Source organism: Phenylobacterium hankyongense (genome assembly GCF_003254505.1).
GTDB lineage: Bacteria > Pseudomonadota > Alphaproteobacteria > Caulobacterales > Caulobacteraceae > Phenylobacterium > Phenylobacterium hankyongense.
In genome coordinates, this window is the sequence record NZ_QFYP01000001.1 from 1,951,798 (window position 1) to 1,968,711 (window position 16,914).

Genomic DNA, 16,914 nt, shown 5'->3' on the forward strand with positions numbered 1-16,914 from the left:
GAGCGCAGCGGCCCCGGCAAGCTCGGCAGGCGTATCAGGGGATGGCGTAGAACAGCAGGGCCACGGCCGCGGCGATGTAGGCGATCCAGGTCAGCAGCACGCCCGCGGCGCGCGGCAGCGAGGCCCCGCCGCTGCGCGACAGGCCGACGGCGTGGACGACGCGGCCGGCTAGCAGCACCAGCCCCACCACATGCACCACCATCGGCGGCGCGCCGACCATCGCCAGGACCGCAAGCGCCGCCAGGCCGGCGGGCACGTACTCGGTGGCGTTGCCGAAGGCCCGGATGGCCTGGGCGAGCTGGGGAACGTCGCCGTCGCCCAGCGCCACCTGATGGCGCCGGCGCTGACGCACCACCAGCACCGACAGCACCAGCAGCAGCACCAGGTGCAGGCCGACCCAGAGCGCGGCCGCGTGTGCCGAAGCGGTGACCTCCATCGCGCAATCTCCCCCGTCAGCCGGCCAGTTGCGGCTGGTTCGCACGGCGAGGCAAGGCTGGCGCCGCGGCCGCCTGGCGTTTCGGGGATGCTCAGGCCGCCGGGGGTCTGCTAAACCATGGTCGACGAACAAGCGTTTGGGGGAGTCGATGCGTATCAGGGATTGGCTGGGCGGCGCATTCGTCGCCGGCGCGATGCTGGCGGCGCCTCAGGCCGCCATGGCCTGGTCGAACCAGGGGCACATGGTCACCGGCGCGATCGCCTATGACGACCTGGCGAAGGCCGATCCCGCACTGGCGGCGCGGATCGAGACCCTGATGGCCTCCCACCCTGACAAGGCCCGCTTCGAGCGTGGCCTGGCGGGCTACGCCGGCGAGGCGCGCACGCGGCGGCTGTTCGAGCTGATGGCCAGGTGGCCCGACGACGTCCGCGAAGGCCCCTACGACCATCCGGCCTGGCACTACTGGCTGCGCTTGATCCCGTCGAAGGCCGATCCGATCAAGGCTCCGCCCGCGCTCCTGGCGACGACGACCGGCGAAGCCGCCGAGGCCTACCGGCTCAACCTGGCGACGGTGCGTGACGCCTATGCGCCCGCGGCGGAGCGGGCCGTCGCCCTGTGCTGGGTGTTCCACCTAGCCGGCGACATCCAGCAGCCGCTGCACGCAGGGCACCTGATCTCCGGCCGCTTTCCGTTGAGCGACCAGGCGGGAGGCAAGGCCTTCGTCCGGCCGCAAGCCGGCGCGGACGGCGTCAACCTGCACCAGTACTGGGACGACGCCATCGGCGGCGACGCCGAGGGGGACGCCAACGTCGAGGCGGTGCGCCTGCGGCTCGAAGGCGCCTGGTCGCGGCCGGACCTGAACGAGCTGGACGGCAAGGCGGGCCCCGACGCCTTCCACGCCTGGGCGGACGAGAGCCTCGAGCTGGCGCGGACCGTCGTCTACAGCGACGGCGCGTTCGAGGGCGCGGCGAACGCCGCCTCGGCGCAGCCGCCGCCGGCGGGCTACGAGGCCTCCCGCCGCCGCGTCGGCGAGCGCCGGATCGCGCTTGGCGGCCACCGGATCGCCGACGCCGTGCGGGCCGCCTTCGCGCCCTAGGCGGCGGCCCCGGTCAGGGTTTCCCGGGCAGGCCGAGGCGGGCCCACTTCTCGGTGACCGCGTCGATCGTCGTCTGGTCCATGCCGAGCTTCTCGCCCCACTCCCGATGGGTCTCCGGCGGCCATTTGTTGGTGGCGTCGAGGCCGATCTTCGAGCCCAGGCCGCTCTCCGGCGAGGCGAAGTCGAGGTAGTCGATGGGGGTGTTCTCGACGACGGTGATGTCGCGGGCCGGGTCCATGCGGGTCGAGATCGCCCACATGACGTCCTTCCAGTCGCGGGCGTCGATGTCGTCGTCCACGACGATCACCCACTTGGTGTACATGAACTGCCGCAGGTAGCTCCAGACGCCCATCATCACCCGCTTGGCGTGGCCGGCGTAGGCCTTCTTCATCGACACCACGGCGATGCGGTAGGAGCAGCCCTCGGGCGGCAGCCAGAAGTCGACGATCTCCGGGAACTGCTGGCGCAGCAGCGGGATGAAGACCTCGTTGAGAGCCTCCCCGAGCACACTGGGCTCGTCCGGCGGGCGGCCGGTGAAGGTCGTCAGGTAAATCGGGTCCTTGCGCATGGTGATGGCGCTGACCTGGAACACCGGGAACTTCTCTACCGAGTTATAATACCCGGTATGATCTCCGTAAGGCCCCTCGTCGGCGTAGTCGTCCAGCAGGACGTGGCCCTCGATGACGATCTCGGCGTTGGCGGGGACCAGCAGGGGCACGGTCTTGGCCGGGACCAGCTCGACCTTGGCGCCGCGCATCAGGCCGGCGAACTGGTATTCGCTGAGCGTCTCGGGGACCGGGGTCACCGCCGCCAGGATGGTGCCGGGGTCGGCGCCGATCACCGCGCAGGCGGGCAGGGGCTCGCGGCGGCCCTCGGCCTTCCAGCGGCGGTGGTGCTGGGCGCCGCCGCGGTGGGCGAGCCAGCGCATGATGGTGCGGTCCTTGCCCAGCACCTGCATGCGGTAGATGCCGAGGTTGTAGTCGTCCTCCCGGTCCGCCGAGGGCCCCTTGGTGACCACCAGCGGCCAGGTGATCAGCGGCGCGGGCTCGCCGGGCCAGCAGGTCTGGATCGGCAGCTTGGTCAGGTCGATGTCGGCGCCCTTCCAGACCACCTCCTGCACAGGCGCCTTCTTCACCGTCTGCGGGCGCACGGCCATGACGGTGCGGGCCATGGGCAGCATCTCCCAGGCGTCCTTCAGCCCGCGCGGCGGCTCCGGCGCGCGCAGGAAGGCCAAGAGCTCGCCGACCTCTCGCAGGTCGGCGGCGGTGGTGCGCTCGCGGCCCTCCAGGGTCACGCCCATGGCCACCCGCTTGACGGTGCCGAACAGGTTGACCAGGCAGGGCATGGGCGACCGCTCGCCGTCGGCGCGGATGACGTTCTCGAACAGCACCGCGGGGCCGCCCTGGATCAGCAGGCGGCGGTGGATCTCGGTCATCTCCAGCACGGTGGAGACCGGTTCGGACACCCGCACCAGTTCGCCGGCGCGCTCCAGCTTCGCCAGGAATTCCCGCAAGGACCGATAGGCCATGATCTCTCCGCCGACTGCGGCCGGAAGCTAGGCGGCCGGGGCTCCCCTGTCACGCCTTGCCGGGTTTAGGATGAGCCGATGAAGCGCATCGACCTCGACGACCTGCCGCCGCGGGCGGCCGCCCTGCTTACCGGCGCCGAACCCGGAGAGGAGGTGGTGCTGGTCCGCGACGGCCTGGTGGTGGGCCGGCTGGTGGGCGGCGCGGCGGAGCCGCAGGCCCTGCCGGACGACGAAGAGCCCTCCGAAGAGCAGGCGAAAGAGATCTTCGAGCACTTCCGCTCGATCGTGGAGGACGAGTTCTAGGCCTCGACCTTGGCGTCGCGTTCCTTGACCAGCTTCTTTGGGGCGATCCTGCGCCAGCGGCGGTCGAGGAAGTTGCGGAAGGACCCGGGGTGCAGGGTGGCGATCCGCGCCAGCACGCAGGGATAGTCCTTGTAGTGCGCGGTCAGGTGGAAGGTGGCGGGCTCGGCCTCCATCAGCATCTCGCGCTCGTCGAAGCTGACGTCCATCAGCACCATGCTCTGGTCGTCGCGGCGCAGGCGGGTGAAGAACTTGCCGTTCACCTTGAACGACGGCGAGCCGTAGCTCATGCCCTCCTCCGCGCCGGGGAAGGACATCACGATGGCCTTCATTTCCTCCGGGCTCATGCGTCCTCCAGTTGGGTGGTGCTCACCAGCTTGCGCCCCTGGGCCGGGGCGTCAATCGCGATGGGCGCGCGCGGCGCGCGGTTCCGCCGTGGCCTGAACCTCCGCCGCCGGACTCAGCGCCAGGATACGCAGGGCGTCATCGATCGGAATGAAGAAGTTGAGGTTGTGCGAGATCCCGTCCGGCGCGTAGCCCCAGTCGGTGATGCCCACCACCTGGCCGTTCTCGTCCAGCAGCGGACCGCCGGAATTGCCGTGGTCGACGGCGACGTCGCTCTGGATGAAGCGCTGTCCCTCGTGCATGCGCACCGCCGAGACGACCCCCTTGGTGAGGGTGTTCTGGAAGTCCTTTTCCAGCGGCATGCCGATGGCGAACACGGTCTCTCCAGCCTCAGGCGCGGCCGTGCGTAGCGGCAGCGCCGCCCGACCGTGCGGATCGACCTTGATCAGCGCCACGTCGCGGCGGACATCGGAGCGAAGCACCTCGCCGACGCTCTCCGAACGGTCCGACCAGCGGATCCGGACCTTCGGCGCTGCGCCCACGACATGGTGGTTGGTCAGAACCAAGCCGTCGGGCGAAATCAGGAAGCCGCTGCCCATGGAGTCGCCTGCGAAGACGGCCACCACGGACGACGGGGCGGTCGAGAGGGAGCGCTTGGCCGCGAGGCTGCGGGTGAAGCTCATCGGCGTGGCGGGAGCCCGGACCTGTGGCGCCGTCGCGCCGGCGGTGACCACCTTGCGGAATTCCTCCGAGGCGAGCAGCTGGCGCACGTTCTCGCGGAACGCCGCGTAGAGCGCCGGCTCGACGCCCTCCGTGGCCGACCCGGTGAGCAGGCCGCCGCCCGTCGTGGAGGCCTTCGCCACGACGCGGCCCTGGACGGCGGAATAGACCTCCCAGCGCGCATTCATGGTGATGACCGCCCCGGGCGCCTTGGGCATGAACGGATTGGGGCAATCGACGCAGATCCGGCCCTTGATGTCGTCGATCAGGACGCCGACCTGCAGGTCGTAGGAGCCCCCGTTGTCGCCGAACAGACTCTCGGAGCTGCTCGCCTTGAATCCGGCCTTCACGAGCTCCTCGTCGAAGGCGCTCACCAATGCGGCGTCGTCGGTTTCGATGCGGCCTCGCTTCCACGGGACGAGGGAGGCTGTCCGGGAGGCGTTAGTCTCGATTTGAACGACCGTTACCGAGTACACAACCGCCCAGGGCTCGCCGTCGCGGGGGTGGATGACGACCTTCGCCAGCTTGACCGGCTGCGCCTTCTCGCCAGACGCCAACGGTTGCAGGACGACCGGAGGCGGCGGCTCCAGGTGCCGCAGCGTCTGGTAGTCGGCGCCCGACGCCGCGCCGGCGACCAAGGCGAGCGCCAGGCCCGCCATCCCCCATATCTTCATCGCTTCCCCCCAATTCAGCCGCCCCAGCAAAGCCTTGAGACGTTAACAGCTCATGGTTGCGACGCTACTCGCTCCACACCGCCAGCTCGTTGCCGCTGGGGTCGCGGAAGTGGAATCGCCGGCCGCCGGGGAAGGCGAAGATCGGGCGGGTGACGGCGCCGCCGCCGGCACGCACCCTGGCCTCCATGACCTCCAGGTCCTTGGCGTAGAGGATCACCAGAGGCTTGTCGGCCTGGTCGGCGGCGTCGGCGTTGAAGCCGCCGTCGAGGCCCTCGTGGAAGGCCGTATAGGCCGGGCCGTAGTTGGTGAAGGTCCAGCCGAACGCCGCCTCATAGAAGCGCCGGGTGGCCACCAGGTCGCCGCCGGGCAGCTCCACATAGTCGATCTTACCGTCCTCGCGCATGCCGCGTCCCCAGAGTTCCTCGTTTGTTCCAGGCTAGCGCCTCAACCTGGCAGAGTCCACACCGCGGTCTTCTTGACCTCCTGGTCCTCCAGCTCGCGGGTGGTGGCGACCTGGTATTCGGCGAGCTTCTCCAGGCCCTGGCGGGGGAAGTAGCTGCGGCCGGGGTCGCCGATCAGCACCGTGGCGCCGGCCGCCCGCGCGGCGCCCAGCCAGTCCATGACGCGTTCGGCGAGCGGCTTCTCGTAGCAGATGTCGCCGGCCAGGATGACCTGGGCCCAGGCGGGCGGCGGGCTCTCCAGCAGGTCGGCGTCGGTGAAGTCACAGGCGACGCCGTTGGCCGCCATGTTCAACGCCAGCGCCGCGCCGCAGAACGGGTCGATGTCGGCGCAGAGCACGTCGGCCGCGCCGGCCTTCAGCGCCGCGACGCCGACGATCCCGGAGCCGGAGGCGAAGTCGACCACCCGCTGGCCGGCGACGATCTGCGGATGGTCTAGGACATAGCGCGCCAGGGCCTGGCCGCCCGCCCAGGCGAAGGCCCAGAACGGCGGCGGCAGGCCGATCTCCTGCAGCGCCTCCTCGGTCAGCCGCCAGATGGGGGTGATCTCGTCGGCCAGGTAGAGTTCGAGCTCGGGCGTGTGCGGCGGGCGCTGCCGCCGGGTGTTCGCCAGGATGAACTCGCGGCGGACGTCCGGCGTGGGGGCTATCATCGGCCAGTCCTTGTCGTCCCGGGCCGCCGGGTCAATGGCAGTTCGGCCCGCTGGCTGGCGATCAGGTCCGAAAGCGCAGGATCGGTCCGTTCCAGCGCGCGTCGTCGAGGTCGAACTCTGTCACCTCGCGGGCGGCGGGACACTCGGCGACGGTGCGCCGCCAGAAGGCCTGGGCGGCGAGGTTCTTGCGCACGACCGCCACCTCCCACTGGCCGCGGGCCTCGCCGAACAGCCGATGGGCGGCAAGCTTTCCCAAGCCCTGGCGGCGGTACTTCCGGGCCACGAAGAACTCGGCGATCGCGTGGTCGACCGGCCGGCTGGAGTGGGCGTGGTCGTTGACCAGGGCGAAACCCGCCAGCGCGCCGTCGGCCTCGAACAGGACGGCGCGCCAGCCGGGCGTGTCCCAATAGGGATCCAGCGGATAGTCCTCGTACCGGCCGTCGGGCTCCAGGTCTCCGACGGCCGTCCAGGCCCAGAACTCCGAGAAGTCGTGCATGTAGAGCAGCAGCAGGTTCTGGAGCGTCGCCGCGTCCGCGGACGAGGCCCTCACCAGCCGCAGCTCCATGGCGTCAGGCCCCGTCGGCGTAGAGCTTGACGAGGTCGGTGAGGTAGTCGCGGCCGACGTAGAGGCTCTTGACCTCGATGTTCTCGTTCAGGCCGTGGACGCCGTTGCCGTCCGGGTCGCCCCAGGGGCCGGGCACGCCGTAGGTCGGGATGCCGATGGCCTCCAGGAAGATGCCGTCGGTGGCGCCCGTGGACATCACCGGCACCACCGGGACGCCGGGGAAGTACTTGGCCGACAGCTTCTCGGCCGGGCCCATGACCTTGGGATCGAGCGGCGGCGGCACGGCGACGGGGCGCAGCGGCGGGGTCGGCGTGATCTTCACGTTCGGGCCGACCACGGCGGCGATCTCGGCCTGGGTCTGCTCGACGGTGCGGCCGGGGAACATCCGGCAGTTGACGTTGACGCCGGCGCGCTGGGGCAGGGCGTTGTTGGCGTGGCCACCGTCCAGCAGCGTCGCCACGCAGGTGGTGCGCAACATCGAGTGGTAGGTGCGGTCCTTGTTGACGATGGCCTCGGCGGCCTTGTCGTCGGGGTTCTTCGAGATCGCCACCATGGCGCGGCCGAGGTCGTCGGGACGCGCCGCGCCGGCCTTGGCGAAGAAGGTGCGGGTGGTGTCGGTCATCTGCACCGGGAACTCGTGGGCGCGCAGCTTCACCAGGGCGTCGGCCAGGTCGTAGATGGCGTTCTCGCGCACCGGGATCGACGAGTGGCCGCCGGGGTTGGTGGTTTCCAGGCGGAAGTTCTGCACCGCCTTCTCGCCGACCTGCATGCTCTGGTCGACCAGCTTGTGGTGGCCGTCGGTCTCGCCGCCGCCGCCTTCGTTGAGAGCGAACTCCGCGGCGATCAGGTCGGGCTTGTTCTGCGCCAGCCACTGGGCGCCGTTGAAGGCCCAGGTGGTTTCCTCGCCGCAGGTCAGGGCCATCTTGATGGTGCGCTTGGGCTTGTAGCCGGCGGTCTTGAACCGGACCATGTCGTCGGCCCAGATCGCCGCCATCGACTTATCGTCGGCCGCGCCGCGGGCGTAGAAGTAGCCGTTCTCCTCCACCAGCTTGAACGGGTCGCGGGTCCAGTCCTCGCGCTTGGCCTCGACCACGTCGAGGTGGGCCAGGAGCAGGATCGGCTTGGCGGTCTTGCTGGTCCCGGGAAGGACGGCGACCAGGCCGCCCTCCTTCGGATGTTCGGGGGTGGCGAACAGGGTGAGCTGACTGTCGGCGAAGCCGGCGGCCTTCAGGCGCGCGGCGATCTGCTCGGCGGCCTGGGTGCAGCTGCCGCTGGAGACGGTGGTGTTGGTCTCCACCAGCTCCTTGTAGAGCTCCCGGAACTTGACCTGGTCCGGCCGAAGCGCCGGCGTTGCGGGCTGCGCCGCGGCGCCCGCGCCCTGCGCCAACATGGCGGTCCCCAATGCGACCGCGATCCACTTGCTCATGAAAATCGTCCCCCGAAGGCGCCGAAAAACCGGCGTCAGCGGCAATTTTGAGCACGGGCGGCGGCGGGGGAAAAGCGGCTTTGCGCTCAGGCGGCCTTGGACGAGGCCAGCTGCAGGACGCTGAGATAGCCCGGCGCGGTGAGCATGTCGTCGAGCACCCCCTTGCGCTTCAGCATCCGGTGGGCGCGGGGCAGCTGGTAGCAGGGCACGTGCATGAACATGTGATGTTCGCAGTGGTAGTTGACGTAGTAGGGCGCGATGAACGCCCGCTCGAGCCAGTTGGCGTGGGTGGTGCGGGCGTGGCGCAGGGGGTCCGGCTCGTCCTTGGCCACGCAGGCGTGCTCGGCGATGTTGCGCAGGCGGGTGACCATCGGCAGCCAGGTGGCCTGCGGGGCCAGCCACAGCACCGGCCACACCCACCACAGGCCGAACGGCGCGGTCAGCGCCACGGTCACCACCATGCCGGTGAAGAACCGCCGGCGGCGCACCACGGCGTCCTTGAGGATCGGCCACAGCGGCTCGTCGGGCTTGCGCTCGCGCAGGCGCTTCACCAGCCCCGACCACTTCAGCTTGTAGTAGGTCTGCCCGGTCAGATCGCGGACGATCTTGCGCCGCAGGGAGGTGCGGGTGATCGGGAACGGCGCGGAGAGCACCAGATCCGGGTCCTCCCCCTGCTGGGCGTACTTGTGGTGGCTCAGGTGGTAGGGCCGGTAGGCCATCAGGTCGCCGGTGGTCAGGAAATTGCCGGCCCAGTCGTTGACCTTGAGGTTGGGGTGGAGGGCGGCGTGCGCGGCGTCGTGCATCAGGATCGCCAGTCCGAGCTGCCGGGCGCCGATGATGGCGATGGCCAGCGGGATGGTGACCGGCCACAGCACCGCCATGGCGCCGGCCGCGAAGATCACCGCCCAGGCGTGGGCGATCAGGGCCAGCCCCTTCCACGACGAACGACGGGCCAGCGGCGCCCACTCGTGGGGCGCGAACAGGGTCTTCGGATCGACGCGGGCGGCTACGGCCATACGCGCATCATACGCCTGTAAGCGCAGGGAAAACAGGATGACGGCGGGGAAGGGCGGGACGGTCCCTTCTCGTCATGGTCCGGCTTGTCCGGGCCATCCAGCCCAACGCGCCCGCTCAGCTGGTGACGTTCGGCCTTGGGATGGGTCACCCGGACAAGCCGGGTGATGACGACGCTTTTTGGTCCTTCGCGGCTTAGAGCCGGACCGCCCCCGCCGCCAGGGCCGCGAACAGGATCAGCCCCGCCCAGGTGTTGGACTTGAAGAGCGCCAGCGCCAGCACCGGCTGCTCGATGCGGACCCGGTGCGACTGCATCCACAGGTGGGTGGCGTAGAGGGCGACCAGCGGCGCGAACAGCAGGCCGAGCCCGCCCGACCAGGCCGCGGCGACGGCCAGGACCACGCAGGCGGCGTAGAAGCCGAGGATGGCGCGCGGCGCGTTCTCCCCCAGCCGCCGGGCGGAGGACTTCACCCCGGCCAGCGCGTCGTCCTCCAGGTCCTGGATGGCGTAGATGGTGTCGTAGCCGAGGGTCCAGAAGACGCCCGAGGCATAGAGCAGGAGGGCGGGAAGGCTGAGCTCGTGGGTCGCCGCCGCATAGCCCAGCAAGGCGCCCCAGTTGAAGGTCAGGCCCAGCCAGGCCTGCGGCCACCAGGTGATCCGCTTCATGAACGGATAGGCGGCGACCAGCGCCAGCGAGCCGACGCCGAGGCCGATGGCCAGCGGCCCCATGGTCAGCAGGATCAAGAGCGAGACCAGGCTGCAGCCGACCACGAAGGCCCAGGCCTGCCTGACGCGGATCTGGCCGGCGGGGATCGGCCGAAGGGCGGTGCGGGCGACCTTGGCGTCGATGTCGCGGTCGACGATGTCGTTGTAGGCGCAGCCCGCCGCCCGCATCAGCGCCGCGCCGACGAAGATCTCCGCCAGCAGCCGCAGGTCGGGCCAGCGGCCCTGCATGGCGCAGGCCAGCGCCACCCCCTGCCAGCCCGGCAGCATCAGCAGCCAGATGCCGGTCGGCCGGTCGAACCGCCCGAGCTTCAGCCACGGCCGCAGGCCCGCCGGCGCATGGCGGTCCACCCAGTTGGCGGGCGCGGCGTCGGGGAGCGGCGCGGTCTTGGTCATCGCCGCGTGGTAGCAGAATTTTCGCCGCCGAAAGGCGCCGCTGTTGCAGAAAAGCTGCACGCCGGCGCTGCGCAAACCCCGTTCGGCGAAATGGTTGACGGCGGCGTTAACCCTCCTTAATTTCCGCCCTCCACTCGAGCCGGACGGAGGGTCGTACCGATGACGCGCATCACACCGACCGCTTCGCGCCGACCCGCTGGGCCGCCGCGCCGCTAACTCACACGGGACCGCTTCGGACGGGGCTTCCACGCCTGGATTTCGAAGTCACTTCCCATGCCGTGGCCGCCGGAGCCGAGCAGCTCCGGCCCCCCATTTCCCCTTTCGCCTGACGCGCCCTGTCCGTGGCCGCCGCCGGGCTCTCGCCGAGCTTATCCATGACCGACCATTACGAGGACAGCGACGAACATCGTCAGCGGGTCCTGAAGAACCACCAGGTGTTGGGATTCATCGCCGGCTTCTGGCTGCGCCAACCCTGGCTGTTGATCGGCACCGTCGGCCTGACCCTGGTCGCCATCGGCTTCGACCTGGCCCTGCCGTGGGCGGCGGGCCGGCTGGTCAATGCTGTGGCGGCGGGCCCGGCGCATCCGGATCCGGCGTGGCGCGCCTGGGCGGTGTTCGTCGGCGTCTACCTGGCGTTCTCCGTCATCCGCAACCTGGCCATGCGGTTCCTGATCCCGATGTCGGCCAACAACATGAAGGCGATGACCGACGAGGCCTTCCGGCGGGTGCAGGCCTTCTCCTCCGACTGGCACGCCGACACCTTCGCCGGCGCCACCGTCCGGCGGCTGAGCCGCGCGATGTGGGGCTATGACACCGTCACCGACGCGGCTTTGATCTGGTTCGGACCGGCCGGCGTGGTGCTGCTCGGCCTGTGCGTGATGATGCTGCTGCGCTGGCCGGTGGTGGGGCTGTTCGCGCTTTGCGTGGTGGTGCTCTACGTCGTCTCCAACATCGTGCTGACCTCGCTCTACGCCCGGCCCGCCAACCTGAGGTCGGTGGCGCTGGACTCGCGGATCGGCGGGGCGCTGGCGGACTCCATCTCCTCCAACTCGACGGTGAAGGCGTTCGGCGCCGAGGCGCGGGAGGACGTGCGCATCGCCGGGGTCACGGAGATGTGGCGCAAGGCCACCATCCGCACCTGGAGCCGGTTCACCGACCTGTGGCTGCTGCACAGCCTGGTCCTGGTGGGCCTGCAGGCCGGGCTGTCGGGCCTGCTGGTCTGGGAGTGGACCAAGGGCCGGGCCAACGCCGGCGACATCGCCTTTGCGGTGACCTCGTTCATGCTGATGACCAGCTACCTGCGCAACATCGGCGACAACATCCGCATGGCGCAGCGCGGGCTGGACGACAGCGAGGACGTCGCCCGCTATGCGACCACGCCGCCGCAGGTGCTGGACGCGCCGGCGGCCGGGGGCTTCCGCGCCGACCTCGGGGAGGTCGTCTTCGACCACGTGACCTTCCGCTACAAGTCGGCGGAGCGGCCGCTGTACGACGGCTTCTCGCTGACCATCGCGCCCGGCGAGCGGGTGGCGCTGGTGGGGCCGACCGGGTCGGGCAAGTCGACCTTCGTCAAGTTGATCCAGCGGCTCTACGACGTGGAGGGCGGCCGCATCCTGATCGACGGCCAGGACATCGCGCAGGTGACGCAGGGCTCGCTGCGGCGGGCGATCGCGGTGGTGCCCCAGGACCCGGCGCTGTTCCACCGCAGCCTCGCGGAGAACATCGCCTACGCCCGCCCCGACGCCACCCGCGACGAGGTGGAGCTGGCCGCCCGCCGCGCCCGCGCCCACGACTTCATCGCCCGGCTGCCGAACGGCTACGCCACCCTGGTGGGCGAGCGCGGCGTGAAGCTGTCCGGCGGCGAGCGGCAGCGGGTGGCGATCGCCCGGGCGTTCCTGGCCGACGCCCCGATCCTGGTGCTGGACGAGGCCACCTCCTCGCTCGACGTGGAGACCGAGCGGCAGGTGCAGGCGGCCATGGAGGAGCTGATGGTCGGCCGCACCACGGTGGTCATCGCCCACCGCCTGTCCACCATCCGCGGCGCCGACCGCATCCTAGTGTTCGACAACGGCCGCATCGTCGAGGAAGGCCGCCACACCGACCTGGTCAACCAGGGCGGCGCCTACGCCCGGCTGCACGCGGTGACGGAGGGTTGGGCTTAGGGTTTAGGGGCGGCGGCCTTGCGCCCCCTCCGTCTCGCCGCTGCGCGGCGATCCACCTCCCCCGTCGTCTGCGCGACAGGGGAGGAGCAGGGCGGCTTTCGCTCCTCCCCCGAAGGGAACACTTCGGGGGAGGGGGACCGCGAAGCGGTGGAGGCGGCGCAAGGCCGCACCCACCAGCTAGGAAGGCCTCCCCGACGCCAGGCCTAAGACCCACTCGGCCACGGCTTCCGGATCCTCAAGGACGGAGGACGCCGGAATCCGCAGCACCTGTATCCCCTGTTCCCGCAGGTGGGCGTCGCGACGCTGATCGCGCTCCGGCCGGTCCCCCATGTCGTGGGACGCCCCATCCACTTCCACGCACAGCCTCGCTTCGGCGCAATAGAAGTCGAGCACATAGGGGCCGATCGGGTGCTGCCGGCGGACGACCGGGCGCCCGGCGTCGCGACGCCGCAGGCGCACCCACAGAAGCTTCTCCGGGAGGCTGAGGACCCTGCGGAGCTGTTTCGCCCGGGTTTGGGTTGGGCTGGGCGCTCTCATAGGTCTGGGCGGCGGCCTTGCGCCCCCTCCGTCTCGCCGCTGCGCGGCGATCCACCTCCCCCGTCGTCTGCGCGACGGGGGAGGAGCGGGTTAGGACGACGCATCGGTGAGCGCTGCGGCCAGGTCGCCCTTGGGTTCGATGCGGACGGCGCCAAGTCCCAGCCAGCCGGCCATCAGCTTGAGTTCGATGGCCAGCCGGACCGGCGTCTCCGCCGTGGCCCAGGGTTCGGCGTGGGCGGCCTGGACCACCAGGACGCCGGCCTTGCGCTCGGCCTTCAGGTCGACGCGGGCGGTGAGGGCGTCGCCTTCCAGGAACGGCAGGACGTAGTAGCCGTGGGTGCGCTTTTCGGCCGGGGTGTAGATCTCCAGCCGCACGCGGACGCCGAACATCCGCTCGGTGCGCTCGCGGAACCAGATGGCGTTGTCGAAGGGGGAGAGCAGGGCGGCGGCGTCGATGCGGCGCGGCCTGCGGGCGGCGGGGTCGAGGTAGGCGGGCTCGCGCCAGCCCTTCACCGCCACGGGCGCGAGGTCGCCGGCCTCGACCAGCTCGGCGAGCCGTCCCCGGGTCTCCGCCACCCCCATGCGGAAGTAGTCGCGCAGGTCGCGCTCGGTGGCGACGCCGAGCGCGCGGCCGGCGATCCGCAGCAGCTGGCGCTGGGCCTCCTCGCGCGGCGGGGTCCGCGCGTTCAGGATCGCCCGCGGCAGCACCGTCTGCGGCAGACCGTAGACCCGCTCGAAGGTCCCGCGCCGGGTGGCGGCGGTGAGCTCGCCGGTCCAGAACAGCACTTCCAGCGCCCGCTTGGACTCGCTCCAGCCCCACCAGCCGCCGTTGCCCTTGTGGCCGAGCTCCAGCTCCGAGGCCGACAGCGGGCCGCGCTCGGCGATCTCCGCCAGCACCTGGTCGACGAACTCCCGCCGCTCCCGGAGGAAGCGCGCGATCCCCTTCCAGGTGCCGACGCCGTCGTGGGCGTCGGCCATCCGCCATCGCAGCAGGGGCTGGCTTGAGAGCGGCAGCAGCGAGGCCTCATGCGCCCAGTACTCGAACAGCGCCGGCGCCTTGCCCCAGGCGACCTCTTCGAGCAGGGCGCGCGGATAGGCGCCCAGGCGCGAGAAGGCCGGCAGGTAGTGGGTGCGCGAGACCACGTTGACGGAATCGATCTGCACCACGCCCAGCCGCTCGACCAGCTTGACCAACTGGCGGCGGCCGACCTCGCCGTCAGGGCGCGGCCGGCCGAAGCCCTGGGCGGCGAGCGCGATGCGCCGGGCCTCCGCGGCCGACAGCGTCGGCGTCATCCGTGGTCCAGCACCGGCTTCGGCTGGTAGGGCGCCTCGAGCCGGGCGATCTCCTCGTCGGAGAGGGTGACCCCCAGCGCGCTCACCGCCTCGTCGAGGTGGTGCAGCTTGGAGGCGCCGACGATGGGCGCGGTGATCGCCGGGTTCTTCAGCACCCAGGCGAGCGCCACCTGGGTGTTGGTGAGCCCCCGTTCGCCGGCGATGCCACTCACCGCCTGCACCACCTGGTGGTCGGCGTCGCGGTAGTAGAGCCGCGGCGAGAACTCGTCGGTGCGGGCGCGCTCGGTGTTCCCCTCGCCGGGCGCGGCGCGGCCGCCGGCCAGGAAGCCGCGGGCCAGCGGCGACCAGGGGATCACGCCGACGCCTTCGGCGCGGGAGAGCGGCAGCATCTCGCGCTCCTCCTCGCGGTAGACGAGGTTGTATTGCGGCTGCATCGACACGAAGCGGGCCCAGCCGTTCTGCTCGGAGACCGCGAGCATCCTGGCGAACTGCCAGGCGTACATGGACGAGGCGCCGATGTAGCGGGCCTTGCCGGCCTTCACGACGTCGTTCAGCGCCTCCAGGGTCTCCTCGATCGGCGTCTCGTAGTCGAAGCGGTGGATCTGGTAGAGGTCGACGTAGTCCATCCCCAGGCGCTGCAGGCTGGCGTCGATCTGCGCCATGATGTGCTTGCGCGACAGGCCCTTCTGGTTGGGCCGGGGCCCCATGGGGGAGTAGACCTTGGTGGCCACCACCACCTCTTCGCGGCGGGCGAATTCCTTCAGCCAGCGGCCGGTGACCTCCTCGCTCTTGCCGAGCGAATAGACGTTGGCGGTGTCGAAGAAGGTGATGCCCTTCTCGACCGCCGACTGGAAGAAGGGCTTGGACTGTTCGGCGTCGAGCACCCAGGGCCGCCACTCCGGCGAGCCGTAGGTCATGCAGCCCAGGCACAGGCGAGAGACCTGCAGGCCGGTGTTCCCTAGTCGCACGTAGTCCATGTGACGTCCTCTTCCCCGAAGCTTCAGTGCTCCAGTCGACCGTCAGTTAGGGCGGCCAGCTCGAATTGGAAGAGCACGTCGGGGTCGGGCGGCGCGACTTCGCGGGCGATGGCCGGCGGCGCGAGCGCATGGACCAGGTGGCTGATGATCGCCAGCCGGGCGGCCTTCTTGTGGTCGCCGCGGACGCAGATCCATGGCGCGGCCGGGGTCGACGTGCGGCGCAGCATCTCGTCCCGGGCGTCGGTGTAGGCGTCCCACTTCTCCTGGGCGGCGGCGTCCAGCGGCGAGGACTTCATGACCTTCAGCGGATCGGTGCGCCGCTGCTCCAGCCGCTTGGCCTGTTCGGATTTCGACACGTCGAGCCAGAACTTGACGATCTTCAGCCCGCTCTCCAGCAGCATGGCCTCGAAGCCCGGCACTTCGCGCAGGAAGACCTCCTGCTCCTCGGCCGTCGAGAAGCCCATCACCCGCTCGACCCCGGCGCGATTGTACCAGGAGCGGTTGAAGATCACCGTCTCGCCGCCGGCCGGCAGGCGCGCCACATAGCGCTGGAAGTACCACTGGCTGCGCTCCTGGTCGGAGGGCTTGGCCAGGGCCACCACGCGGGTGTTGCGGACCGACAGGTGCTCGGTCACCGCCCGGATCGCGCCGTCCTTGCCGGCGGCGTCGCGGCCCTCGAAGATGACCAGCACCTTCTCGGGCTCCGCCATGGCGTGCTGCTGCCAGTGCACGAGGGCGAGCTGGCGTTGCTCGAGTTCGTCGAGGTCATCGTCTTTGGACATGTCTTGACCCTAGTCCCGATGGAGTGGTGGGCGCTAGAACGGCCGGAATGATCCGCCTGTTCATTCCCCATGACCTGACCGCCGGCGCCGAGCTGGCTCTCGACGAGGCGCAGAGCCGCTATCTGGCCGCGGTGATGCGGCTCGCGCCCGGCGACGAGCTCTCGGTGTTCAACGGCCGCCACGGCGAGTGGCGGGCGGCGGTGGCCAAGGTCGGCAAGCGCGCGGTGAGCGTGGCCCTGACGGCGCAGGCGCGGCCCCAGGCGAGCGGCTCCGACCTGGAGCTGGTCATCGCGGTGGTGAAGCGCGGGCGGCTGGAGACCATCGTCGAGAAGGCCGCCGAGCTCGGGGCGGCGCGGGTGCGGCCGGTGTTCACCGAGCGGACCAACGCCGACCGCGTCCGGGTCGAGCGGCTGGCGGCGATCGCCACCGAGGCCGCCGAGCAGACCGGCCGGCTCGACGTGCCGGAGATCTGCGAGCCGGTGAAGCTGGAGAAGCTGGTGGCCGGCTGGCCGGAGGGCCGGCGGCTGCTGTTCTGCGACGAGGCCGGCGACGCCGCGCCGGCGCTGGCGGCGCTGCGGGGGCAGCCGGAAGGGCCCTGGTCGATCCTGATCGGGCCGGAAGGCGGCTTCTCGGCGAAGGAGCGGGAGATGCTGCGGGCGCTGCCCTACGCCACGCCGGCCGGGCTCGGCCCACGCATCCTGCGCGCCGACACCGCGGCGATCAGCGCCATGACCCTGTGGCAGGCCGCGCTCGGCGACTGGGGCCCCGGCGAGGGGCGCTCTTGAGCTTCCAGGATTTGCCCCCACCTAGCCTAGCAGCGTAAAGATCGC

The 16,914-nt window shown here is 70.7% G+C and carries 18 protein-coding genes; 4 read left to right on the plus strand and 14 right to left on the minus strand.

What is annotated here, in order from left to right:
* Nucleotides 1–34 precede the first annotated feature (34 nt).
* The gene (locus DJ021_RS09480; RefSeq protein ID WP_111457310.1) at nt 35–436 is read right to left on the minus strand and encodes an MAPEG family protein; all 402 of its coding nucleotides are present in this window, start codon (nt 434–436) and stop codon (nt 35–37) included.
* Nucleotides 437–584: 148 nt separating this feature from the next.
* Here DJ021_RS09480 and DJ021_RS09485 point away from each other — a divergent pair, with 148 nt between their 5' ends.
* Nucleotides 585–1,532, plus strand: a complete 948-nt coding sequence (locus tag DJ021_RS09485; RefSeq protein WP_111457311.1) for a S1/P1 nuclease — start codon at nt 585–587, stop codon at nt 1,530–1,532.
* A 13-nt stretch (nt 1,533–1,545) separates the two neighbouring features.
* Here DJ021_RS09485 and DJ021_RS09490 read toward each other — a convergent pair whose 3' ends face one another.
* Complete coding sequence (locus DJ021_RS09490; RefSeq protein WP_111457312.1) at nt 1,546–3,060, minus strand: UbiD family decarboxylase; 1,515 nt, start codon at nt 3,058–3,060, stop codon at nt 1,546–1,548.
* A 78-nt stretch (nt 3,061–3,138) separates the two neighbouring features.
* Here DJ021_RS09490 and DJ021_RS09495 point away from each other — a divergent pair, with 78 nt between their 5' ends.
* The gene (locus tag DJ021_RS09495) at nt 3,139–3,363 is read left to right on the plus strand and encodes a hypothetical protein (protein ID WP_111457313.1); all 225 of its coding nucleotides are present in this window, start codon (nt 3,139–3,141) and stop codon (nt 3,361–3,363) included.
* On the opposite strand, the gene DJ021_RS09500 is transcribed toward DJ021_RS09495, so the two are convergent.
* The 8 genes from DJ021_RS09500 to ubiA form a co-directional block, all read right to left on the minus strand.
* Nucleotides 3,360–3,707: an MmcQ/YjbR family DNA-binding protein gene (locus DJ021_RS09500; protein WP_111457314.1), complete on the minus strand. Its 348-nt coding sequence runs from the start codon at nt 3,705–3,707 to the stop codon at nt 3,360–3,362. The genes DJ021_RS09495 and DJ021_RS09500 overlap by 4 nt on opposite strands.
* A gap of 51 nt (nt 3,708–3,758) precedes the next feature.
* Nucleotides 3,759–5,099 carry a S1C family serine protease gene (locus DJ021_RS09505; protein ID WP_111457315.1) on the minus strand — a complete coding sequence of 447 codons (1,341 nt, stop codon included), beginning with the start codon at nt 5,097–5,099 and terminating at the stop codon, nt 3,759–3,761.
* A 64-nt stretch (nt 5,100–5,163) separates the two neighbouring features.
* Entirely contained in the window at nt 5,164–5,502 is a 339-nt protein-coding gene (locus tag DJ021_RS09510) for a VOC family protein (RefSeq protein ID WP_111457316.1), read from the minus strand.
* A gap of 41 nt (nt 5,503–5,543) precedes the next feature.
* Nucleotides 5,544–6,209: a class I SAM-dependent methyltransferase gene (locus DJ021_RS09515; RefSeq protein WP_111457317.1), complete on the minus strand. Its 666-nt coding sequence runs from the start codon at nt 6,207–6,209 to the stop codon at nt 5,544–5,546.
* A 61-nt stretch (nt 6,210–6,270) separates the two neighbouring features.
* Nucleotides 6,271–6,759, minus strand: a complete 489-nt coding sequence (locus DJ021_RS09520) for a GNAT family N-acetyltransferase (protein WP_243625944.1) — start codon at nt 6,757–6,759, stop codon at nt 6,271–6,273.
* A 19-nt stretch (nt 6,760–6,778) separates the two neighbouring features.
* On the minus strand, nt 6,779–8,200 hold the full coding sequence (locus tag DJ021_RS09525) for a M20/M25/M40 family metallo-hydrolase (protein WP_111457319.1): 1,422 nt from the start codon (nt 8,198–8,200) through the stop codon (nt 6,779–6,781).
* Nucleotides 8,201–8,286: 86 nt separating this feature from the next.
* Nucleotides 8,287–9,216: a fatty acid desaturase family protein gene (locus tag DJ021_RS09530; protein ID WP_111457320.1), complete on the minus strand. Its 930-nt coding sequence runs from the start codon at nt 9,214–9,216 to the stop codon at nt 8,287–8,289.
* A gap of 193 nt (nt 9,217–9,409) precedes the next feature.
* Complete coding sequence (ubiA, locus tag DJ021_RS09535) at nt 9,410–10,333, minus strand: 4-hydroxybenzoate octaprenyltransferase (protein ID WP_111459045.1); 924 nt, start codon at nt 10,331–10,333, stop codon at nt 9,410–9,412.
* A 374-nt stretch (nt 10,334–10,707) separates the two neighbouring features.
* On the opposite strand from ubiA, the gene DJ021_RS09540 reads away from it, so the two are divergent.
* Nucleotides 10,708–12,495 (plus strand): ABC transporter ATP-binding protein, encoded by a 1,788-nt coding sequence (locus DJ021_RS09540; protein WP_111457321.1) that lies wholly within the window; start codon nt 10,708–10,710, stop codon nt 12,493–12,495.
* Nucleotides 12,496–12,672: 177 nt separating this feature from the next.
* On the opposite strand, the gene DJ021_RS19320 is transcribed toward DJ021_RS09540, so the two are convergent.
* The 4 genes from DJ021_RS19320 to ppk2 form a co-directional block, all read right to left on the minus strand.
* Nucleotides 12,673–13,032 (minus strand): endonuclease domain-containing protein, encoded by a 360-nt coding sequence (locus DJ021_RS19320; protein ID WP_111457322.1) that lies wholly within the window; start codon nt 13,030–13,032, stop codon nt 12,673–12,675.
* A 90-nt stretch (nt 13,033–13,122) separates the two neighbouring features.
* A complete protein-coding gene (locus DJ021_RS09550; protein WP_111457323.1) occupies nt 13,123–14,325 on the minus strand; it encodes a winged helix-turn-helix domain-containing protein in 1,203 nt (400 codons plus the stop codon).
* Complete coding sequence (locus DJ021_RS09555; RefSeq protein WP_111457324.1) at nt 14,322–15,302, minus strand: aldo/keto reductase; 981 nt, start codon at nt 15,300–15,302, stop codon at nt 14,322–14,324. The genes DJ021_RS09550 and DJ021_RS09555 overlap by 4 nt, the downstream gene beginning before the upstream one ends.
* Before the next feature lie 23 nt (nt 15,303–15,325).
* Nucleotides 15,326–16,084, minus strand: coding sequence for a polyphosphate kinase 2 (ppk2, locus tag DJ021_RS09560; protein WP_111457325.1), 759 nt, complete (start codon nt 16,082–16,084; stop codon nt 15,326–15,328).
* A 47-nt stretch (nt 16,085–16,131) separates the two neighbouring features.
* Between ppk2 and DJ021_RS09565 the strand changes: the two genes are divergently transcribed.
* The gene (locus tag DJ021_RS09565) at nt 16,132–16,869 is read left to right on the plus strand and encodes a 16S rRNA (uracil(1498)-N(3))-methyltransferase (protein ID WP_111457326.1); all 738 of its coding nucleotides are present in this window, start codon (nt 16,132–16,134) and stop codon (nt 16,867–16,869) included.
* Nucleotides 16,870–16,914: the final 45 nt, after the last annotated feature.

Excerpts from the sequence above, each read along its gene's own strand:
- ubiA (WP_111459045.1), bottom strand. The coding sequence starts at position 10,333 with ATGACCAAGACCGCGCCGCTCCCCGACGCCGCGCCCGCCAACTGGGTG.
- DJ021_RS09525 (WP_111457319.1), bottom strand. The coding sequence starts at position 8,200 with ATGAGCAAGTGGATCGCGGTCGCATTGGGGACCGCCATGTTGGCGCAG.
- DJ021_RS09480 (WP_111457310.1), bottom strand. The coding sequence starts at position 436 with ATGGAGGTCACCGCTTCGGCACACGCGGCCGCGCTCTGGGTCGGCCTG.
- DJ021_RS09555 (WP_111457324.1), bottom strand. The coding sequence starts at position 15,302 with ATGGACTACGTGCGACTAGGGAACACCGGCCTGCAGGTCTCTCGCCTG.
- DJ021_RS09505 (WP_111457315.1), bottom strand. The coding sequence starts at position 5,099 with ATGAAGATATGGGGGATGGCGGGCCTGGCGCTCGCCTTGGTCGCCGGC.
- DJ021_RS09490 (WP_111457312.1), bottom strand. The coding sequence starts at position 3,060 with ATGGCCTATCGGTCCTTGCGGGAATTCCTGGCGAAGCTGGAGCGCGCC.
- DJ021_RS09495 (WP_111457313.1), top strand. The coding sequence starts at position 3,139 with ATGAAGCGCATCGACCTCGACGACCTGCCGCCGCGGGCGGCCGCCCTG.
- DJ021_RS09565 (WP_111457326.1), top strand. The coding sequence starts at position 16,132 with ATGATCCGCCTGTTCATTCCCCATGACCTGACCGCCGGCGCCGAGCTG.
- DJ021_RS09510 (WP_111457316.1), bottom strand. The coding sequence starts at position 5,502 with ATGCGCGAGGACGGTAAGATCGACTATGTGGAGCTGCCCGGCGGCGAC.
- DJ021_RS09550 (WP_111457323.1), bottom strand. The coding sequence starts at position 14,325 with ATGACGCCGACGCTGTCGGCCGCGGAGGCCCGGCGCATCGCGCTCGCC.
- DJ021_RS19320 (WP_111457322.1), bottom strand. The coding sequence starts at position 13,032 with ATGAGAGCGCCCAGCCCAACCCAAACCCGGGCGAAACAGCTCCGCAGG.
- DJ021_RS09485 (WP_111457311.1), top strand. The coding sequence starts at position 585 with ATGCGTATCAGGGATTGGCTGGGCGGCGCATTCGTCGCCGGCGCGATG.
- DJ021_RS09540 (WP_111457321.1), top strand. The coding sequence starts at position 10,708 with ATGACCGACCATTACGAGGACAGCGACGAACATCGTCAGCGGGTCCTG.
- DJ021_RS09530 (WP_111457320.1), bottom strand. The coding sequence starts at position 9,216 with ATGGCCGTAGCCGCCCGCGTCGATCCGAAGACCCTGTTCGCGCCCCAC.
- DJ021_RS09500 (WP_111457314.1), bottom strand. The coding sequence starts at position 3,707 with ATGAGCCCGGAGGAAATGAAGGCCATCGTGATGTCCTTCCCCGGCGCG.
- ppk2 (WP_111457325.1), bottom strand. The coding sequence starts at position 16,084 with ATGTCCAAAGACGATGACCTCGACGAACTCGAGCAACGCCAGCTCGCC.
- DJ021_RS09515 (WP_111457317.1), bottom strand. The coding sequence starts at position 6,209 with ATGATAGCCCCCACGCCGGACGTCCGCCGCGAGTTCATCCTGGCGAAC.